At 45.9% G+C, this 17,409-nt stretch carries 15 protein-coding genes; 14 read left to right on the top strand and 1 reads right to left on the bottom strand.

Features of this window, described 5'->3' with window-relative positions; genetic code table 11:
* Positions 1–3 precede the first annotated feature (3 nt).
* Positions 4–684, bottom strand: a complete 681-nt coding sequence (locus ICN16_RS09015; protein ID WP_216136700.1) for a hypothetical protein — start codon at positions 682–684, stop codon at positions 4–6.
* A 140-nt stretch (positions 685–824) separates the two neighbouring features.
* On the opposite strand from ICN16_RS09015, the gene ICN16_RS09010 reads away from it, so the two are divergent.
* From ICN16_RS09010 to murA, 14 genes are all read left to right on the top strand, one after another.
* A complete protein-coding gene (locus ICN16_RS09010) occupies positions 825–3,161 on the top strand; it encodes a penicillin-binding protein 1A (protein ID WP_216136698.1) in 2,337 nt (778 codons plus the stop codon).
* 12 nt (positions 3,162–3,173) lie between these two features.
* Positions 3,174–3,878 (top strand): transposase, encoded by a 705-nt coding sequence (locus tag ICN16_RS09005; RefSeq protein ID WP_216136696.1) that lies wholly within the window; start codon positions 3,174–3,176, stop codon positions 3,876–3,878.
* Between the two features lie 194 nt (positions 3,879–4,072).
* Complete coding sequence (locus tag ICN16_RS09000) at positions 4,073–8,818, top strand: glutamate synthase-related protein (RefSeq protein ID WP_216136694.1); 4,746 nt, start codon at positions 4,073–4,075, stop codon at positions 8,816–8,818.
* A 38-nt stretch (positions 8,819–8,856) separates the two neighbouring features.
* Positions 8,857–10,320, top strand: coding sequence for a glutamate synthase subunit beta (locus ICN16_RS08995; protein ID WP_216136693.1), 1,464 nt, complete (start codon positions 8,857–8,859; stop codon positions 10,318–10,320).
* Positions 10,321–10,330: 10 nt separating this feature from the next.
* On the top strand, positions 10,331–11,197 hold the full coding sequence (locus tag ICN16_RS08990; RefSeq protein WP_370625627.1) for an ABC transporter ATP-binding protein: 867 nt from the start codon (positions 10,331–10,333) through the stop codon (positions 11,195–11,197).
* A 17-nt stretch (positions 11,198–11,214) separates the two neighbouring features.
* Positions 11,215–11,991 carry a lipid asymmetry maintenance ABC transporter permease subunit MlaE gene (gene mlaE / locus ICN16_RS08985; protein WP_216136953.1) on the top strand — a complete coding sequence of 259 codons (777 nt, stop codon included), beginning with the start codon at positions 11,215–11,217 and terminating at the stop codon, positions 11,989–11,991.
* A 21-nt stretch (positions 11,992–12,012) separates the two neighbouring features.
* Complete coding sequence (gene mlaD / locus ICN16_RS08980; protein WP_216136692.1) at positions 12,013–12,495, top strand: outer membrane lipid asymmetry maintenance protein MlaD; 483 nt, start codon at positions 12,013–12,015, stop codon at positions 12,493–12,495.
* Complete coding sequence (locus ICN16_RS08975) at positions 12,492–13,244, top strand: VacJ family lipoprotein (protein WP_216136690.1); 753 nt, start codon at positions 12,492–12,494, stop codon at positions 13,242–13,244. Before mlaD ends, ICN16_RS08975 begins: the two co-directional genes overlap by 4 nt.
* Positions 13,245–13,314: 70 nt before the next feature.
* Positions 13,315–13,956: a phospholipid-binding protein MlaC gene (locus ICN16_RS08970; protein WP_216136688.1), complete on the top strand. Its 642-nt coding sequence runs from the start codon at positions 13,315–13,317 to the stop codon at positions 13,954–13,956.
* A gap of 18 nt (positions 13,957–13,974) precedes the next feature.
* Positions 13,975–14,235, top strand: a complete 261-nt coding sequence (locus ICN16_RS08965) for a lipid asymmetry maintenance protein MlaB (RefSeq protein WP_216136686.1) — start codon at positions 13,975–13,977, stop codon at positions 14,233–14,235.
* Between the two features lies 1 nt (position 14,236).
* Positions 14,237–14,989, top strand: coding sequence for an ABC transporter ATP-binding protein (locus tag ICN16_RS08960; protein WP_216136685.1), 753 nt, complete (start codon positions 14,237–14,239; stop codon positions 14,987–14,989).
* A complete protein-coding gene (locus tag ICN16_RS08955) occupies positions 14,986–15,774 on the top strand; it encodes an ABC transporter permease (RefSeq protein ID WP_216136683.1) in 789 nt (262 codons plus the stop codon). The genes ICN16_RS08960 and ICN16_RS08955 overlap by 4 nt, the downstream gene beginning before the upstream one ends.
* 61 nt (positions 15,775–15,835) lie before the next feature.
* Positions 15,836–16,084, top strand: coding sequence for a BolA family protein (locus tag ICN16_RS08950; protein WP_216136682.1), 249 nt, complete (start codon positions 15,836–15,838; stop codon positions 16,082–16,084).
* A gap of 33 nt (positions 16,085–16,117) precedes the next feature.
* Positions 16,118–17,392 (top strand): UDP-N-acetylglucosamine 1-carboxyvinyltransferase, encoded by a 1,275-nt coding sequence (murA, locus tag ICN16_RS08945; protein WP_216136681.1) that lies wholly within the window; start codon positions 16,118–16,120, stop codon positions 17,390–17,392.
* Positions 17,393–17,409: the final 17 nt, after the last annotated feature.

The raw sequence follows: 17,409 nt of genomic DNA, 5'->3' as shown, positions 1-17,409 counted from the left end.
GAGTCACTCTGGTTGGTTTGACTTAAAAGTGATGGACTTGCCCCTGGGATGGTTCAAGACAGCGAGCTCTTTGTCGACTTGAGTCAGGCGCCAATCCCCTAAAACTAGATCTTGTTTGGCAACCATCCTTGTGGATTTGCCAGTGTGAAAAAAGGCTTGCTCGGCTGCCCCCATGCTGGCGATACCCAAATACCTCCATCGACGTAGATCAGCCTCATACGGGATGGCTGCCAGATTGCTTTGAGCCGTCTGAATTGGCGGTTTTGTGTTAATTGAGTGAATACTTACTTCCATTTCATCTATTGCCTCATATAGATCATCTCGCTCAGAGTGCCATTCACTTTGAGAAAACTCAAAATCTTCTTTAAGTGCCAACAGTTGATTCTGTAGGCTGCTTGTTTCCTCTTCAGCTACAAATTTAGTGTGCTCAAAATAGAAAAAGAGGCTTCCCCCGCAGAGCAATAAGATCCCGCCTAAGATCCAAAGTGGGCTGAAAGTAAGGTTGTTGAACTCAAGGGATTTCGGAAAAAAGGTGGTCTTTGGATGCTTATTTTGAGGTGGTGTCTCAGCTCTGGGCAAGGTAGATGTTTTGCGAATTCCATGGGGATCTGGAATGGCGGGGTCATCCCCCAGCTCACTCAGAATGTCATCAAAAGACTGGGGGGAAATATGGCGTGGAGGCATGCCATATTGTTTGCCTTAGGGATAGTAAAGGCGATCAGGGAAAGTAGAAATCGGCGTCAGAAAAATGAACCCCAAAATCTTCCAAACAAGGGTTTTGGAGCTTTCAGGAAAAATACGTAAGCACCCTATAATTTAGAACTATGGCTCTACCCCCAAAAGACAAACCGCCCTTGAATCGGCGGTTTAACCGACAGCCTGATAGACGTCCTGGTCAGCCAAGAGCGGAGCATTTCTCATCTAGAAAATCAGGAAGTAACCCCCTTATTAAGGCACTGCTCATTATCAGCATGGTCTTTGCTGTGGTGGTTACCTTGTTGTTGGGATATGCCTTTTTAATAGCAAAGCCAAATTTACCGAAGATCTCGGCATTGGTGGATTACAACCCCAAAACGCCATTGCGCATCTATACGGCTGACAAAGTCCTGATTGGTGAGTTTGGGGAGGAGCGCCGCAAGGTGATTCCTTTAAATGAAATCCCAATGAGTATGCGTAATGCCGTCTTAGCCATTGAGGATGATCGCTTTTACTCCCATGGTGGCGTAGATTATGTTGGCATCTTAAGAGCCACTCTCACCAATTTGCGTGGCAATCTCTCTCAGGGCGCCTCAACTATTACGATGCAGGTAGCCAGGAATTTCTTCCTCAGCAATGAGAAGACCTTTAGCCGCAAGATTTACGAAGTTCTCCTATCCTGGGAAATTGAGTCTCAATTAAGCAAAGATAAGATTCTGGAGATTTATATGAATCAGATCTTTTTGGGACAAAGGGCCTATGGATTTTCAAGTGCAGCCCAAATCTATTTCGGCAAAGAACTAAAAGACATCACGATTGCTGAGTCAGCGATGTTGGCTGGTTTGCCAAAGGCACCATCAGCATATAACCCTGTCAGCAATTTCCGTCGCGCCAAAATTCGTCAGGAATATATCTTGCAGCGGATGCGTGACTTGTCATACATCACACCTGAGCAGTATCAAATTGCCATGGCAGAAGAATTGCATATTCGCGGTCTTGGAAATGAATTCAGCACCCGTGCCGATTTTGCTGCAGAGATGGTGCGTCAATTGTTATTCACGCAATACGGCGAAGCAATTTATTCCCAGGGTATCGATGTCTACACTACGATCCTGAAGGCAGATCAAGATGCTGCCTATAGGGCAGTTCGCCGCGGTATCTTTGAATATGATTTGCGTCACGCATATCGTGGTCCAGAAGGATTTATTGATTTACCCGAGGAGACTGTGAAGCGTCAGCGAGCGATTGATGAAGCTTTGTTGGCATACCCCCAGCTAGATGATTTGCAGTCTGGGGTAGTGCTTGATATCAAGCCAAAAGAAATGCAAGTCATGATTTCAACAGGGGATACGATTACGCTCAAAGGTGAGGGTATGAAGTTGGCTGCCGCTTCTTTAACAGATAGCACTCAACCCAAAAAACGATTACGCCCTGGCGCTATTGTGAGATTGCTTTCTGATGGAGGTGTTTGGAAGCTGGCTCAACTGCCACAAGTTGAAGCAGCTTTTGTTTCTATGAATGCCGAGACGGGCGCGATCCTCTCCTTGGTAGGTGGTTTTGATTTCCGTCGCAATCAATTTAATCATGTGACTCAAGCTCAACGCCAGCCAGGATCTTCATTCAAGCCATTTATTTATGCTGCCGGAATTGAAAAAGGTTTTTCTCCGAGCACGATGGTGAACGATGCGCCTCTATCCATTGGCAGCATGGAAACTGGTAGCCAAGCTTGGGAGCCAAAGAATTACGATGGTAAGTATGAGGGCATGATGCGCTTGCGTACTGCTTTAGCCAAATCAAAAAACTTAGTCTCAGTTCGACTAATTCGCGCTATCGGCCCATCCTATGCGCAAGAATATATTCAGCGTTTTGGCTTTGAGAAGGAGAAGCATCCGCCTTACTTAACTATGGCTTTGGGTGCAGGCTCTGTGACGCCTTTGCAAATGGCATCTGCCTATAGCGTGTTTGCGAATGGTGGCTATCGCGTAGACCCATTCTTAATTAATAAGATGACGGATTCAAAAGGCACTATTCTTTTTGAAGCCAAACCTACTCGTGCGCATGAAGATGCCCCCCGAGTATTGGATGCAAGAACCGCCTTTGTAATGGATAGCATGTTGCAAGAGGTTACAAAAACTGGAACTGCAGGAAGTGCGAGAGCCAAATTAGGGCGCAGTGACATAGCCGGTAAAACGGGCACAACGAACGATTCACATGATGCTTGGTTTGCTGGATATAACCCAAAGGTAGTAGCTATTGCCTGGATTGGATTTGATAAACCATCAAGTTTGGGTGATCGTGAAACTGGCGGTGGCCTTGCTTTACCAATGTGGATTTCTTATATGAGCACCGCTTTAAAGGATGAACCACAACAAGGTCGCGAAGTTCCTGCAGGAGTAACCCAAGTTGATGGTGATTGGTTTATTCCCGAATTTTCTAATAATGGTGGTGTGCGCGAACTTCAGTAGTTCGTTTTAGCAATGGCAAGGCAAGCTCGCACCATTATTCCCGGCCAAGCAATGCATGTCATGGTTCGCGGCAATAATCGGGAAATTCTTTTTCTGAATGATGCGGATCGCCGCACCTATTTAGATTGGCTACGAGAAGCAGCAAAGCAATTTGGCAGTGCAGTACACGCGTATGCCTTAATGCCAAATCATGTTCATCTCTTGATGACTCCCCAAAACGTAGATTCGCTTGCTAAGACGATGCAATCTCTTGGTAGGCGTTATGCCCAGTATTTCAATCAACAACACCACCGTTCAGGAACGATTTGGGAGGGACGTTATCGTTCCTCACTCATAGACCCTGATTATTTTTTACGCTGTCAGCGCTATATAGAGCTCAATCCAGTAAGGGCGGGATTTGAATCTAGCCCCCAAGATTCCACTTGGACCAGTTTTGCATCCCATATTGGTGGAAATGCCGAGCCCTGGTTGGTTGATCACCAGCACTTTTGGAAACTGGGTAATACTCCTTTTGAACGTCAAATGACCTGGGCGACCTTTGTGAGGGAGGGGGCGCCCCACTGGGAGGATCGTCAAATTACCGAAGCATTAGTGAGATCAAAGCCCTGGGTAAGTGATATTTACGCTAAAAAGCTATTTAAAGATAATCCCGAGCAGACATTGATTCGCCATCGTGGGCGCCCTAAGAAATTAACTTCAATTAATTCAATAAGTTAGAGAGTTTTTTGAGGTTATGCTGCTATACCGAGGCGCCTTAAAAATATGACTCTGTCCCTTTTATACCAATTCATTTTAGTGCTGACCTAATTTAAACGGGACAGAGTCATTTTATTTCTATTGCATCAGCATGGGTATTCACCTATATTTGATCCTCCAAAAGTAATCAGGCCTCAAGGGCACACGGAAATACCATGACTACACAAATGAATACAGACCTTCGTCCAATCGCGCAGGGTCTATACGATCCGCAAAATGAGCATGACGCATGCGGCGTAGGATTCGTCGCGCACATTAAGGGTAAGAAGTCACATGAGATTGTTGCTCAAGGGTTGAAAATTCTTGAGAACTTAGACCATCGGGGCGCAGTTGGTGCTGATCCATTGATGGGTGACGGTGCTGGAATTTTGATTCAGGTCCCAGATACTTTGTATCGCGAAGAAATGGCTAAGCAAGGTATTGAGTTGCCGCCATTCGGTGAGTACGGCGTCGGTATGATTTTCTTGCCTAAGGAGCATGCCTCCCGTTTGGCTTGCGAACAAGAGTTGGAGCGTACCGTTCGCTTAGAAGGCCAGGTTGTTTTGGGTTGGAGAGATGTGCCTATCGATGTGAAGTTACCCATGTCTCCAACTGTACAAATGACAGAGCCATTTATCCGTCAAATTTTTATCGGACGTGGCCGTGACATCATGACAACCGATGCGCTAGAGCGTAAGTTGTACGTGATTCGCAAAACTGCAAGTCATGCAATCCAAGATTTACATTTAAAGCACGGCAAAGAATATTTTGTTGCATCCATGTCTGCTCGCACCATTGTTTACAAGGGCTTGCTGTTGGCGAATCAAGTGGGCGCGTACTACAAAGATTTGCAAGATCCACGCACTGTCTCTGCATTGGCATTGGTGCATCAACGCTTCTCAACAAATACTTTCCCTGCATGGGAGTTAGCTCACCCATACCGCATGATTGCGCACAACGGAGAGATTAATACCGTTAAAGGTAACGTGAACTGGGTGAATGCACGTGAAGGCGCGATCAGTTCCCCGGTGTTGGGTGATGACCTCAAAAAATTATGGCCACTGATTTATCCGGGCCAATCTGACACTGCCTGTTTTGATAACTGTTTAGAGTTATTGGTAATGTCAGGATATCCATTGGCACAAGCCATGATGATGATGATCCCAGAAGCATGGGAACAGCATTCATTGATGGATGAAAATCGCCGCGCATTCTATGAATACCATGCAGCAATGATGGAGCCATGGGATGGCCCTGCTGCGATGGCGTTTACAGACGGCCGACAGATTGGCGCCACCTTGGACCGCAATGGTTTGCGTCCAGCGCGCTACTACGTGACTGATGATGACCTGGTCATCATGGGCTCAGAAGCTGGCGTATTGCCAATTCCAGAAAGCAAGATTGTTCAAAAGTGGCGCTTGCAACCAGGCAAGATGTTCATGATTGATATGGAGCAGGGCCGCATTATTGATGACATCGAATTAAAAGATGCTGTCTCTAAAGCGAAGCCATATAAGAGCTGGATCGATGCAGTACGCGTCAAGCTTGATGAGGTTGATGCAAGCAAAGATGATTTGGTTGATGAAAAAACAACCATTCGCCCAGCAGCAAAATTATTAGATCGTCAGCAAGCTTTTGGTTATACCCAAGAAGATATTAAGTACCTCATGGCACCAATGGCCATGAATGGCGAAGAGGCCATTGGATCAATGGGTAACGATAGCCCATTAGCGGTGCTCTCTAACAAGAACAAGCCGCTCTATAACTACTTCAAGCAATTGTTTGCGCAGGTGACCAACCCTCCGATTGACTCCATCCGTGAAAACATGGTGATGTCTTTGGTGTCCTTCATTGGACCTAAGCCGAATTTGTTGGATACCAACAATATCAACCCACCAATGCGCTTGGAAGTAAGTCAGCCGATTTTAGATTTTGACGACATGACCAAAATTCGTCACATTGGTCATTACACAAATGGTAAGTTCCGCTCATATGAGTTGGATATTTGCTACCCAGCTTCTTGGGGCAAAGCAGGTATTGAAGCTCGCTTAGCATCGTTGTGTGCCGAAGCGGCTGATGCGGTTCGCTCTGGTTACAACATCCTGATCGTAAGTGATCGTCAGGTTGATGAGCAGCATGTGGCAATTCCCGCATTGCTGGCAACTTCAGCGATTCACCAGCACTTGGTGGAAAAAGGTTTGCGTACTAGCGTTGGTCTCGTTGTAGAAACAGGTAGCGCGAGAGAGACGCATCACTTTGCTCTCCTAGCTGGCTATGGTGCAGAAGCAGTTCATCCGTACTTAGCAATGGAAACTTTAGCTGAAATGGCTAAAGGTCTATCGGGTGATCTATCAGCAGAAAAAGCTGTAAAGAATTTTGTCAAAGCGGTTGGTAAGGGCTTGCAAAAAGTGATGTCCAAAATGGGTATCTCTACTTACATGTCTTACACCGGTTCACAGATTTTTGAAGCGATTGGTTTAAATAAAGACGTTATTGACCATTACTTCAAAGGCACTCCATCTAACGTGGGTGGTATTGGCGTATTTGAAGTGGCTGAAGAGGCATTACGCATGCATCAGTCCGCATTTGGTAATGATCCAGTCTTGACCAATATGCTCGATGCAGGTGGTGAGTATGCATTCCGTATTCGTGGTGAGAACCATATGTGGACTCCGGATACGATTGCTAAATTACAGCACTCCACTCGTATTGGTATCGATAAGGGTTATCAGACCTATAAAGAGTACGCCAACATCATCAATGATCAAACTAAGCGTCAGATGACATTGCGCGGCTTGTTTGAGTTCAAGATTGATCCAGCTAAAGCAATTCCTTTGGATGAAGTCGAATCAGCAAAAGAAATCGTCAAACGTTTTGCAACGGGCGCGATGTCTTTAGGCTCCATCTCTACTGAAGCACATGCTACTTTGGCAATTGCAATGAACCGTATTGGCGGTAAGTCCAATACTGGCGAGGGTGGTGAAGATCCAAATCGTTATGTCAATGAACTCAAAGGCATTCCTATTAAGAAGGGCGAAACCCTAGCCAGCATTTTGGGTGATGATGTAGTTGAAGCAAATATTCCTTTGCTTGATGGTGATTCTTTGCGCTCCAGAATTAAGCAGGTTGCCTCAGGCCGTTTCGGTGTTACTACTGAATACTTGCGCTCTGCTGATCAGATTCAGATCAAGATGGCTCAAGGCGCTAAGCCAGGCGAAGGTGGTCAATTGCCGGGGGGCAAAGTTTCCGATTACATCGGTAAGCTGCGTTTCTCCGTGCCAGGCGTTGGTTTGATTTCTCCTCCTCCGCACCACGATATTTACTCTATTGAGGATATCGCCCAGTTGATTCACGACTTGAAGAACGTGAACCCAGCAGCTGATGTATCTGTGAAGTTGGTTTCTGAAGTCGGTGTTGGCACGATTGCTGCCGGTGTTGCTAAAGCGAAAGCAGATCACGTTGTGATCGCTGGGCATGACGGCGGTACAGGCGCATCACCACTATCTTCTATTAAGCACGCTGGTTCCCCATGGGAATTGGGCTTGGCTGAAACTCAACAAACGTTAGTGCTCAACGGTTTGCGTAGCCGTATTCGTGTGCAAGCCGACGGTCAAATGAAAACAGGTCGCGATGTTGTGATCGGTGCGTTGTTGGGTGCAGATGAGTTTGGTTTTGCAACAGCACCATTAGTTGTTGAGGGTTGCATCATGATGCGTAAGTGTCATTTGAATACTTGCCCAGTTGGCGTTGCTACACAAGATCCAGAGTTGCGTAAAAAGTTCTCCGGTAAGCCAGAGCATGTTGTGAACTTCTTCTTCTTTATTGCCGAAGAGGTACGCGAGATCATGGCACAACTTGGTATTCGTAAGTTTGATGATTTGATCGGTCGCGTTGATTTCTTGGATACACGCAAAGGTATTGAGAACTGGAAAGTGCATGGTTTAGATTTCAGCAAGATTTTTGCTGAGCCTAATGTGGCTAAAGATGCGCCTCGTTATCAGATCCTGACCCAAGATCATGGTTTAGATAGCGCCCTAGATAATATTCTGATTGAGAAGAGTGAGCCTGCATTACAGCGTGGCGAGAAAGTCTCTTTCATTGTTCCCGTGAAGAACGTCAACCGTACTGTTGGCGCAATGCTCTCCGGAGAAATTGCTCAACGCTATGGCCATGCTGGCTTGCCTGATGACACCATTCATATTCAATTGAACGGTACTGCTGGTCAAAGTTTCGCCGCCTTCTTGGCGCGTGGCATCACCTTAGATTTAGTGGGCGATGGCAATGACTACGTCGGTAAGGGCTTGTCTGGCGGACGTGTAATTGTGCGTGCTCCGCATGAGTTCCGCGGCGATACAGCGAAAAATATTATTGTTGGTAACACTGTTCTTTATGGTGCAATCGGCGGTGAAGCATTCTTCAACGGCGTTGCTGGCGAGCGTTTTGCAGTTCGTAACTCTGGCGCAACAACGGTAGTTGAAGGTACCGGCGATCATGGTTGCGAATATATGACTGGCGGCACTGTAGTTGTGTTGGGTGCAACTGGCCGTAACTTTGCAGCAGGTATGAGCGGCGGCATTGCCTATGTCTATGACGAAGATGGTCTCTTTGAGAAGCGTTGCAATACCAGCATGGCGACTTTGGAAAAAGTATTGCCTTCAGCTGAACAGATTGCCAAGATGCCTCAATCACAGTGGCATGCCCCTGTTGACGTGAAGGACGGTGGCGAGCGCATGACCGATGAGCAAATTCTGAAAGGCTTGATCGAGCGTCATTTCCGCCACACCGGTTCAGAGCGTGCAAAAGCGCTCTTGGCTGACTGGGAAAATGCCCGCGGTCGTTTTGTGAAAGTGCTGCCTACTGAGTACAAACGTGCTCTAGGTGAGTTGTGGGAAAAAGCGCAAAACAAAACTGTTGCAGCTTAATCAATATAGACATTAAGAAAAGATACTAAGGATTCGATATGGGTAAGGTCACTGGATTTATGGAGTTTGAGCGCGTAGATGAAACCTACGAAGCTCCCGTTAAGCGCCTACATCACTACAAAGAGTTTGTTGCTGCATTGACGGATGAAGAAGCAAAAGTACAGGGTGCACGTTGCATGGATTGTGGTATTCCATTTTGCAATAATGGTTGCCCTGTAAACAACATCATTCCTGACTTCAATGATTTGGTATTTCATGATGACTGGAAGAATGCACTGGATGTTTTGCAATCTACTAATAACTTCCCCGAATTCACTGGCCGTATTTGTCCTGCGCCTTGTGAGGCTGCCTGTACCTTAGGAATTAATAGTGATGCGGTTGGCATTAAGTCTATCGAGCACGCCATTATTGATAAGGGTTGGGAAAATGGTTGGGTGAAGCCGCAGCCATCTAAAGCTAAAACAGGTAAAAAAGTAGCCGTTGTTGGTGGTGGCCCTGCTGGTATGGCGACTGCGCAGCAATTGGCGCGTGTTGGTCATGACGTTACCGTATTTGAAAAGAATGATCGTGTTGGCGGATTGTTACGCTATGGCATTCCTGATTTCAAAATGGAAAAATGGTTGATCGACCGTCGTGTCGAACAGATGCAAGCAGAAGGCGTGAAGTTTGAGACTGGCGTATTTGTTGGTAAAGAAGCGATTGGTGCTGAAGTAAAAAATTACTCAACTAAAACTGTTTCACCTGATCAGTTGATGAAAGATTTTGACGCTGTTGTTATTAGCGGTGGATCTGAGCAGCCACGTGACTTGCCAGTACCTGGTCGCGAATTGAAGGGCGTTCACTACGCTCTAGAATTCTTGATTCCACAGAACAAAGAAAACGCAGGCGATTTCAAAAATGAAATTTCTGCAGCCGGTAAGCATGTAGTAGTCATTGGTGGTGGTGACACTGGATCTGATTGCGTGGGAACATCCAATCGTCATGGCGCTGCCAAGATCACGCAATTTGAATTGCTTCCACAGCCACCAGAAGTAGAAAACAAGCCTTTGGTATGGCCTTATTGGCCAACTAAGTTGCGAACATCCTCTTCGCATGAAGAAGGTTGTGAGCGCGATTGGTCTGTTGCAACTAAGCGTTTTGAAGGCAAAGACGGCAAACTTGAAAAGTTGATTTGCGTGCGCCTGGAATGGAAAGACGGCAAAATGACAGAAATGCCAAATTCTGAATTTGAGATTAAGGCGGATCTCGTGTTCTTGGCGATGGGCTTTGTGTCTCCTGCAGCTCAGGTTCTCAATGCTTTTGGTGTTGAAAAAGATGCTCGCGGTAACGCAAAAGCCACTGTCGATGGCCAAAATGCCTATCAAACTAATATTCCTAAGGTATTTGCTGCTGGCGATATGCGTCGCGGACAATCTTTGGTGGTTTGGGCGATCCGTGAAGGCCGTCAGGCTGCCCGTGCAGTGGATGAGTATTTAATGGGGTCTTCTGTTCTGCCGCGATAATATCGAGGATATGAACAGTAGCCACTCCAACTTGATGGAAAAGAAGCAGCAAACCTCTAGTGGTGGCCATGGCGAAGTTGTCGTTGCAATTAAGGATGTCAACTTTTCCTATGCTCCCGGGGAGCGGCAAATTCTTTCGGGACTCAATATGGAGTTCCGTCGTGGGCAGGTGGTTGCCGTCATGGGTGGTTCCGGTTGTGGCAAGACTACTATTCTGAGACTCATTGGCGGTCAATTCGCTGCACAGTCTGGACAGGTTTTGTTTGAAGGCCAAGATATTGGCAAAATGAATGGCGCCGAGTTAATGGCCGCCCGTCGTCGTATGGGAATGCTTTTTCAGTTTGGCGCACTCTTTACTGATCTCAGTGTTTTTGAAAACGTCGCTTTTCCTTTGCGTGAACATACCAACTTAAGTGAAGAGTTACTGCGCTCATTAGTGCTCATGAAACTTAATGCTGTTGGCTTGCGTGGCGCACGTGATTTGATGCCAGCACAAATTTCTGGTGGCATGGCGCGTCGTGTTGCATTGGCAAGAGCGATTGCGCTTGATCCACCTTTGATCATGTATGACGAGCCCTTTGCAGGCTTAGACCCTATTTCTTTAGGAATTACTGCACGCTTGATTCGCGATCTAAACCAAGCCTTGGGTGCAACCAGCTTATTGGTTACTCACGATGTCGAAGAAACTTTTGAAATTGCCGATTACGTTTATTTCATTGCTAATGGCCGCATTGGTGCAGAAGGCACTCCAGAGGAATTAAGTCGCTCAAGTGATCCATTTGTGCGTCAATTTTTGGATGCCTCCCCTGATGGCCCCGTACCGTTTCATTACCCTGGTCAAAGCCTTGCAGAGGATTTTGGAGTGAGCTTGAAATGAGCATACTTCATAAGACCATGGATCTTTTCGGCGACCTCGGATTTTTTATTCGTCGCAATTTAACGAGTCTTGGGCTTGCAGCGCGCATGTTTGCTGCCGTAATCTGGCGCTCTGGATTTTTATTAAAGAGACCCCGTTTAGTTTCTGATCAAATTCTTTTTGTGGGTAATCACTCTTTTGTGATCATCGCAGTATCTGGTTTATTTGTTGGCTTCGTTTTGGGTCTGCAGGGTTATTACACCCTCAATCGTTATGGTTCAGAGCAGGCTTTGGGTTTATTGGTTGCGCTTTCACTGACCCGAGAATTAGGTCCAGTGATTACGGCTTTGTTGTTTGCTGGCCGTGCTGGTACCTCGTTAACTGCTGAAATTGGCCTGATGAAAGCCGGTGAACAATTGAGTGCTATGGAAATGATGGCTGTAGATCCATTAAGCCGTGTGATTGCACCGCGCTTATGGGCTGGCATTATTGCGATGCCGATTTTGGCTACGATTTTTACTGCTGTTGGTGTGATGGGTGGTTACTTTGTTGGCGTTCCTTTAATTGGGGTTGATTCTGGAGCCTTCTGGTCTCAGATGCAGGGCGGAGTAGATCTCTTTTCCGACATTGGGAATGGCCTAATTAAAAGTTTGGTATTTGGTGTGGCAGTGACTTTTATTGCCTTGTATCAAGGTTATGAGGCTAAGCCGACACCAGAGGGTGTGTCGCAAGCAACCACAAGAACTGTGGTGATTTCCTCCTTATCGGTTTTAGCATTGGACTTCTTGCTTACCGCGATGATGTTCTCGAATTAGAAAGAATAAACTGGGACTCTTATGAGAAAAAGTGCAATTGATGTTTGGGTTGGAATCTTTGTAGCCATTGGATTATTGGCTGCCTTGTTTCTTGCATTAAAAGTCGGCAATATGAATGCTGTTTCTTTTGCACCTACTTACAAAATTTCTGCGCGTTTTGATAATATCGGTGGACTTAAGCCACGTGCACCCGTTAAAAGTGCTGGTGTAGTTGTTGGCAGAATTGCCAACATCTCTTTTGATGACAAGACTTATCAGGCAACCGTCACCATGACGATTGAGGATACCTATAAGTTTCCAAAAGATTCTGCAGCAAAGATTTTGACATCGGGTTTGCTGGGTGAGCAGTATATCGGCCTTGAAGCAGGCGGATCAGACGATATGCTAACTAACGGCGAGAAGATTTCTCAAACACAGTCAGCGATTGTTTTGGAAAATCTGATCAGTCAATTTCTTTACAACAAAGCAGCAGACAGCGGCCAAGAAAAGGGCGCAGCGAAATGACGTTGTTTGTTTTGCGAAAGATCAGGACAGCAATTTTGCTTGGTCTGATTGCTGCCACAGTTGGTTGCGCATCGATTCCTGCTGGCGCAGAGCGATCACCTCAAGATCCGTGGGAGCCATTTAATCGCTCAGTATTTGAGTTTAATGAAGGCTTAGATGCTTATGTTTTAAAGCCAGTAGTTGCTGGCTATCGCTTTGTATTGCCCGAGTTTGTGCGCGATGGAATTTACAACTTCTTTAGTAATTACAACGATATCTACACTGCGCTCTTTAACTTGCTACAAGGTAAGCCGGGTTATGCATTCAATGATTTCATGCGGGTAGTGGTCAATACAACCATGGGTTTGGGCGGACTGTTAGATCTGGCAACACCTGGTGGCTTGGAAAAGCATAAAGAGGATTGGGGTCAAACTTTGGGTGTTTGGGGTGTGCCTTCTGGCCCATATGTTGTTTTGCCCTTCTTTGGGCCAAGCAATGTGCGCGATACCTTTGGTACTGTGGCCGATTTAGAGTCTGACTACCTTTTCACTTACGTGAAAGATATTGGCTTAAGAAATAGCATTACCGGTTTGCGCGTAGTAAATGCTCGCAACACGTATTACGAAGCTGGTGATTTGTTGGATGGCGCTGCAATTGATAAGTACAGCTTTATGCGCGATGCTTATATTCAAAGACGGGCATATCAAATTAATGAGGGTCGTAATGATGAAGAGCCCCTCATGCCGGTTTACGAAAATCCCTATGAATAAGCAGTTCATCAATTCGATTTGAAGTGACTAAAATGAGTCTCAATATAGATAAAGATTGTGGGCGTGGAATATGAAAATTTTTAAAAAAATCAGCAGTTTTATTTTTGCAGGCTTGCTGTTTGCGGTCGGCACTGCTTTTGCTCAGACCCCTGATCAATCCACTCCGCCAGACGCTTTAATCAAGATGGTTGTTACGGATGTAATGGCAAGCGTCAAGGCTGATCCTGATATTCAGAAGGGCAACATTCCGAAGATTGTGGAATTGGTAGAAAAGAAAATTGTTCCTTATACCGATATGCGTCGCACAACAGAAATGGCGATGGGACCTAATTGGAAAAAAGCAACACCAGAGCAGCAAGCGCAACTTTCGATGGAATTTAAAAATTTACTGATTCGTACCTACTCAGGTGCTTTGAGTCAATTGCGCGACCAAACTGTGCAATTCAAAGCTTTGCGCGCGGCGCCAGACGATAAAGAGGTGGTTGTGAAAACGGTTGTAATTGGCCGTGGTGACCCAGTGCCCTTGGACTATCGCCTTGAGAAAACAGCCAATGGCTGGAAGGTTTATGACATGAACATCATGGGCGTTTGGTTGGTTGAAGCCTACCGCAACCAGTTTTCTAATCAAATTAGTCAAAATGGCATTGAGGGTTTGGTGAAGTTCTTGCAAGACCGTAATAAACAATTGGCTACCGCTAAGCCAAGTAATTAATTGTTAAATAAAGACACCATGCCTTTTCTTTTGCCGAAAAACGTTACGCAAGAAAATGCCTTGCAGTTGCAAAAAGAGGGCTTGTTAAATATCCCCAGTTTGCAGTCGATCGATTGCTCTGCGCTAAAAGATTTTGACTCGACAGTATTGACTGTTTTGTTGGCATGGCAAAAAAATCTCTTTTCTGAAGGTAAGTCTATTTCGATAGAGCATGCGCCAGAGAAGCTAAAAGTTCTAGCTGGCGTATATGGCGTTGCTGAGTTGCTAGGCTTGTCATAGCATGCACTCTGCAATATCGATTAAAAACGTATCAAAAAATTATGGCGCACTCCAAGCGCTAGACGATGTTTCCTTATCAATTGAGCAAGGCGAGTTCTTTGGCTTACTTGGCCCTAATGGTGCAGGCAAGACAACACTGATTTCTATTCTGGCTGGTTTAGTTACTGCTGATAGGGGTCATGCTGCAATCATGGGGGCTGATGTTCAAAGTCAATTCCGTGATGCTCGCCGGATGTTAGGAGTCGTGCCGCAGGAGTTGGTATTTGATCCTTTCTTTACCGTTAGAGAGACGCTGCAATTTCAGTCTGGTTATTTTGGGATTCGTCATAACGATGCCTGGATTGACGAGATCATGGCTAATCTAGATCTCACGAATAAAGCTGATAGCAATATGCGTTCTTTATCTGGTGGTATGAAGCGCCGGGTATTGGTGGCTCAAGCTTTGGTTCACAGGCCGCCTGTAATTATTTTGGATGAGCCTACTGCTGGCGTTGATGTAGAGCTACGTCAATCCCTCTGGCAATTTATCAGTCGCCTAAATCAAGATGGGCACACGATTGTATTAACAACTCATTACCTTGAAGAGGCTGAGGCATTGTGTCAGCGTATTGCTATGCTTAAACAAGGCAAGATTGTTGCTTTAGATACCACGGCCAATTTATTGAGTCAGTATGGCTCGGTGAAAAAAGATGGCGAGGGCAAGACGGATCTCGAAGATGTATTTGTCAACATCATGTCGGGAGGTGTGCGATGAAGTCTACTTTGAATAAATTACCCATCTCTTATGGCAGCGGTTTCCCAACACTACTCCGTAAAGAAATTAAGCGTTTTTATAAGGTTGCGTTCCAGACTGTTGCTGCGCCAGTACTGACTGCTGTCTTGTATTTAATGATTTTTGGTCATGTCCTTGAGGGCAAAGAAGTTTATGGTCGACTGAATTACACGGCCTTCCTGATTCCGGGCTTAGTGATGATGAGCGTGTTGCAGAACGCATTTGCCAATACTTCTTCATCACTCATTCAATCCAAGGTAACTGGCAATCTTGTTTTTGTTTTGCTTGCCCCTTTTAGTCATCTAGAGTTTTATGCTGCCTATGTCTTAGCTGCAGTGTTCCGTGGAATCGTGGTGGGCTCAGGCGTGTTGCTAATCACGGCATGGTTTGCAATGCCATCCTTTGAGTACCCACTATGGATCATGGCATTCGCACTGTTGGGTGCTGCAATTTTAGGAAGCATGGGTTTAATTGCTGGCATTTGGGCTGATAAATACGATCAATTGGCTGCTTTTCAGAATTTCATCATCATGCCGGCGACTATGCTGTCTGGTGTGTTCTATTCCATTCATTCTCTGCCTTCAGCATGGCAAGTGGTGTCGCATTTCAATCCATTCTTCTACATGATTGATGGCTTTCGTTACGGTTTCTTTGGGGTATCAGATATATCGCCTTGGAATAGTTTGGCGATTGTTGCTTGTTTCTTTTTTTTGGTTTCTGCTATTGCTTTGCGTTTACTCCAAAAAGGTTACAAGCTAAGAAACTAGCAGCAGATGCTCGTGCTTAAAAATACGTATTAAAGAATGATTAAGAAATTAGGAGATTGTGATGTTGCCAACCCCAGAACAAATTGAAGGCTATATTCAGCAAGGCCTGGCATGTACTCATGTCAAGGTAGAGGGTGATGGACAACATTTCTTTGCGACGATTGTGAGTCCGGAGTTTGAAGGCAAGCGTTTGATTCAGCGTCATCAGCTGGTGTATGGCGCTATGGGTGATCGCATGAAGGCAGAGGTACATGCTTTATCAATTAAGGCGTTTACTCCTGCAGAGTTCTCGCAAAATAGCCCAACTTAAATTACGACATTAGATTTTTACTGGAATAGATTCATGGACAAATTACGAATGGTTGGCGGCACTCCGCTCAAGGGCGAGGTAGTGATTGCTGGCGCTAAGAATGCAGCACTTCCTATTTTGTGCGCCTGCTTGCTTACTGATCAACCTATCACCCTGCGTAATGTTCCAGACTTGCAAGATGTGCGGACGATGCTCAAGCTCCTGCAGGAGATTGGCGTAACAGTCACTTTTCCAGATGTGAATGATCGTAATTGCGTGGTACTAAACGCGGCAAATATTAAAAGCTCTGAAGCAACTTACGAAATGGTGAAAACCATGCGCGCCTCCATTTTGGTTCTGGGCCCATTGCTTGCCAGAATGCATAGCGCCAAGGTTTCTTTACCTGGTGGTTGCGCCATTGGTGCCCGTCCAGTCGATCAGCACATTAAGGGCTTAAAGGCCATGGGTGCCACCATCAAGATCAAGAGTGGTTATATTCAAGCAGAAACTAAATCTGCCACGGGCCGCTTGCAAGGCGCTTCGATTTTGACTGACATGATTACTGTGACTGGCACAGAAAATTTACTGATGGCCGCTACCTTGGCATCTGGCACAACGATTTTAGAGAATGCCGCCCGTGAGCCTGAAGTAGGGGACTTGGCTGAGTTACTTGTCAAAATGGGTGCGAAGATTACCGGTATTGGAACTGATCGCTTGGTTATTGAAGGCGTTGAAAAGCTCCACAGTGCAGAACATGCCGTCATTGCTGATCGTATTGAGGCGGGTACATTCTTATGTGCAGTCGCTGCTGCTGGTGGTGAAGTGTTGGTAAAACACTGTCGCCCAGACACATTGGATGCTGTGATCGTCAAACTCAAAGAAGCTGGCTTAGAAATGGAAGTGGGCACTGATTGGATCAAAGCCTCTATGAAAAGTCGCCCTAAGGCTGTTAGTTTCCGCACTTCTGAGTACCCAGCCTTCCCGACAGATATGCAGGCTCAGCTCATGGCGGTGAATGCGATTGCCCAGGGCAATGCCACCATTACTGAAACTATCTTTGAAAATCGCTTTATGCACGTTCAAGAGATGAACCGCCTTGGTGCTGATATCGCCATTGAGGGTAATACCGCTATTGCCCAAGGTGTGGAGAAGCTATCCGGCGCCATTGTGATGGCTACCGATTTGCGTGCATCTGCTAGCTTGGTGATTGCAGGTTTGGCCGCCCAAGGCGAAACCCAGGTAGATCGGATTTATCACTTAGATCGCGGATATGACCGCATGGAGCAAAAGTTGACCCTCTTGGGCGCCAACATTCAGCGAATCAAGTAAGCCTGATAGATAATTAG

The sequence above is a fragment of the Polynucleobacter sp. es-MAR-4 genome (assembly GCF_018882055.1).
Classification (GTDB): domain Bacteria; phylum Pseudomonadota; class Gammaproteobacteria; order Burkholderiales; family Burkholderiaceae; genus Polynucleobacter.
The sequence above is the reverse complement of the archived record's forward strand: the minus strand, read 5'-3'. Positions and strand labels throughout refer to the sequence as shown.

Excerpts from the sequence above, each read along its gene's own strand:
- ICN16_RS09015 (WP_216136700.1), bottom strand. The coding sequence starts at position 684 with ATGCCTCCACGCCATATTTCCCCCCAGTCTTTTGATGACATTCTGAGT.
- ICN16_RS09010 (WP_216136698.1), top strand. The coding sequence starts at position 825 with ATGGCTCTACCCCCAAAAGACAAACCGCCCTTGAATCGGCGGTTTAAC.
- ICN16_RS09005 (WP_216136696.1), top strand. The coding sequence starts at position 3,174 with ATGGCAAGGCAAGCTCGCACCATTATTCCCGGCCAAGCAATGCATGTC.
- ICN16_RS09000 (WP_216136694.1), top strand. The coding sequence starts at position 4,073 with ATGACTACACAAATGAATACAGACCTTCGTCCAATCGCGCAGGGTCTA.
- ICN16_RS08995 (WP_216136693.1), top strand. The coding sequence starts at position 8,857 with ATGGGTAAGGTCACTGGATTTATGGAGTTTGAGCGCGTAGATGAAACC.
- ICN16_RS08990 (WP_370625627.1), top strand. The coding sequence starts at position 10,331 with ATGAACAGTAGCCACTCCAACTTGATGGAAAAGAAGCAGCAAACCTCT.
- mlaE (WP_216136953.1), top strand. The coding sequence starts at position 11,215 with ATGGATCTTTTCGGCGACCTCGGATTTTTTATTCGTCGCAATTTAACG.
- mlaD (WP_216136692.1), top strand. The coding sequence starts at position 12,013 with ATGAGAAAAAGTGCAATTGATGTTTGGGTTGGAATCTTTGTAGCCATT.
- ICN16_RS08975 (WP_216136690.1), top strand. The coding sequence starts at position 12,492 with ATGACGTTGTTTGTTTTGCGAAAGATCAGGACAGCAATTTTGCTTGGT.
- ICN16_RS08970 (WP_216136688.1), top strand. The coding sequence starts at position 13,315 with ATGAAAATTTTTAAAAAAATCAGCAGTTTTATTTTTGCAGGCTTGCTG.
- ICN16_RS08965 (WP_216136686.1), top strand. The coding sequence starts at position 13,975 with ATGCCTTTTCTTTTGCCGAAAAACGTTACGCAAGAAAATGCCTTGCAG.
- ICN16_RS08960 (WP_216136685.1), top strand. The coding sequence starts at position 14,237 with ATGCACTCTGCAATATCGATTAAAAACGTATCAAAAAATTATGGCGCA.
- ICN16_RS08955 (WP_216136683.1), top strand. The coding sequence starts at position 14,986 with ATGAAGTCTACTTTGAATAAATTACCCATCTCTTATGGCAGCGGTTTC.
- ICN16_RS08950 (WP_216136682.1), top strand. The coding sequence starts at position 15,836 with ATGTTGCCAACCCCAGAACAAATTGAAGGCTATATTCAGCAAGGCCTG.
- murA (WP_216136681.1), top strand. The coding sequence starts at position 16,118 with ATGGACAAATTACGAATGGTTGGCGGCACTCCGCTCAAGGGCGAGGTA.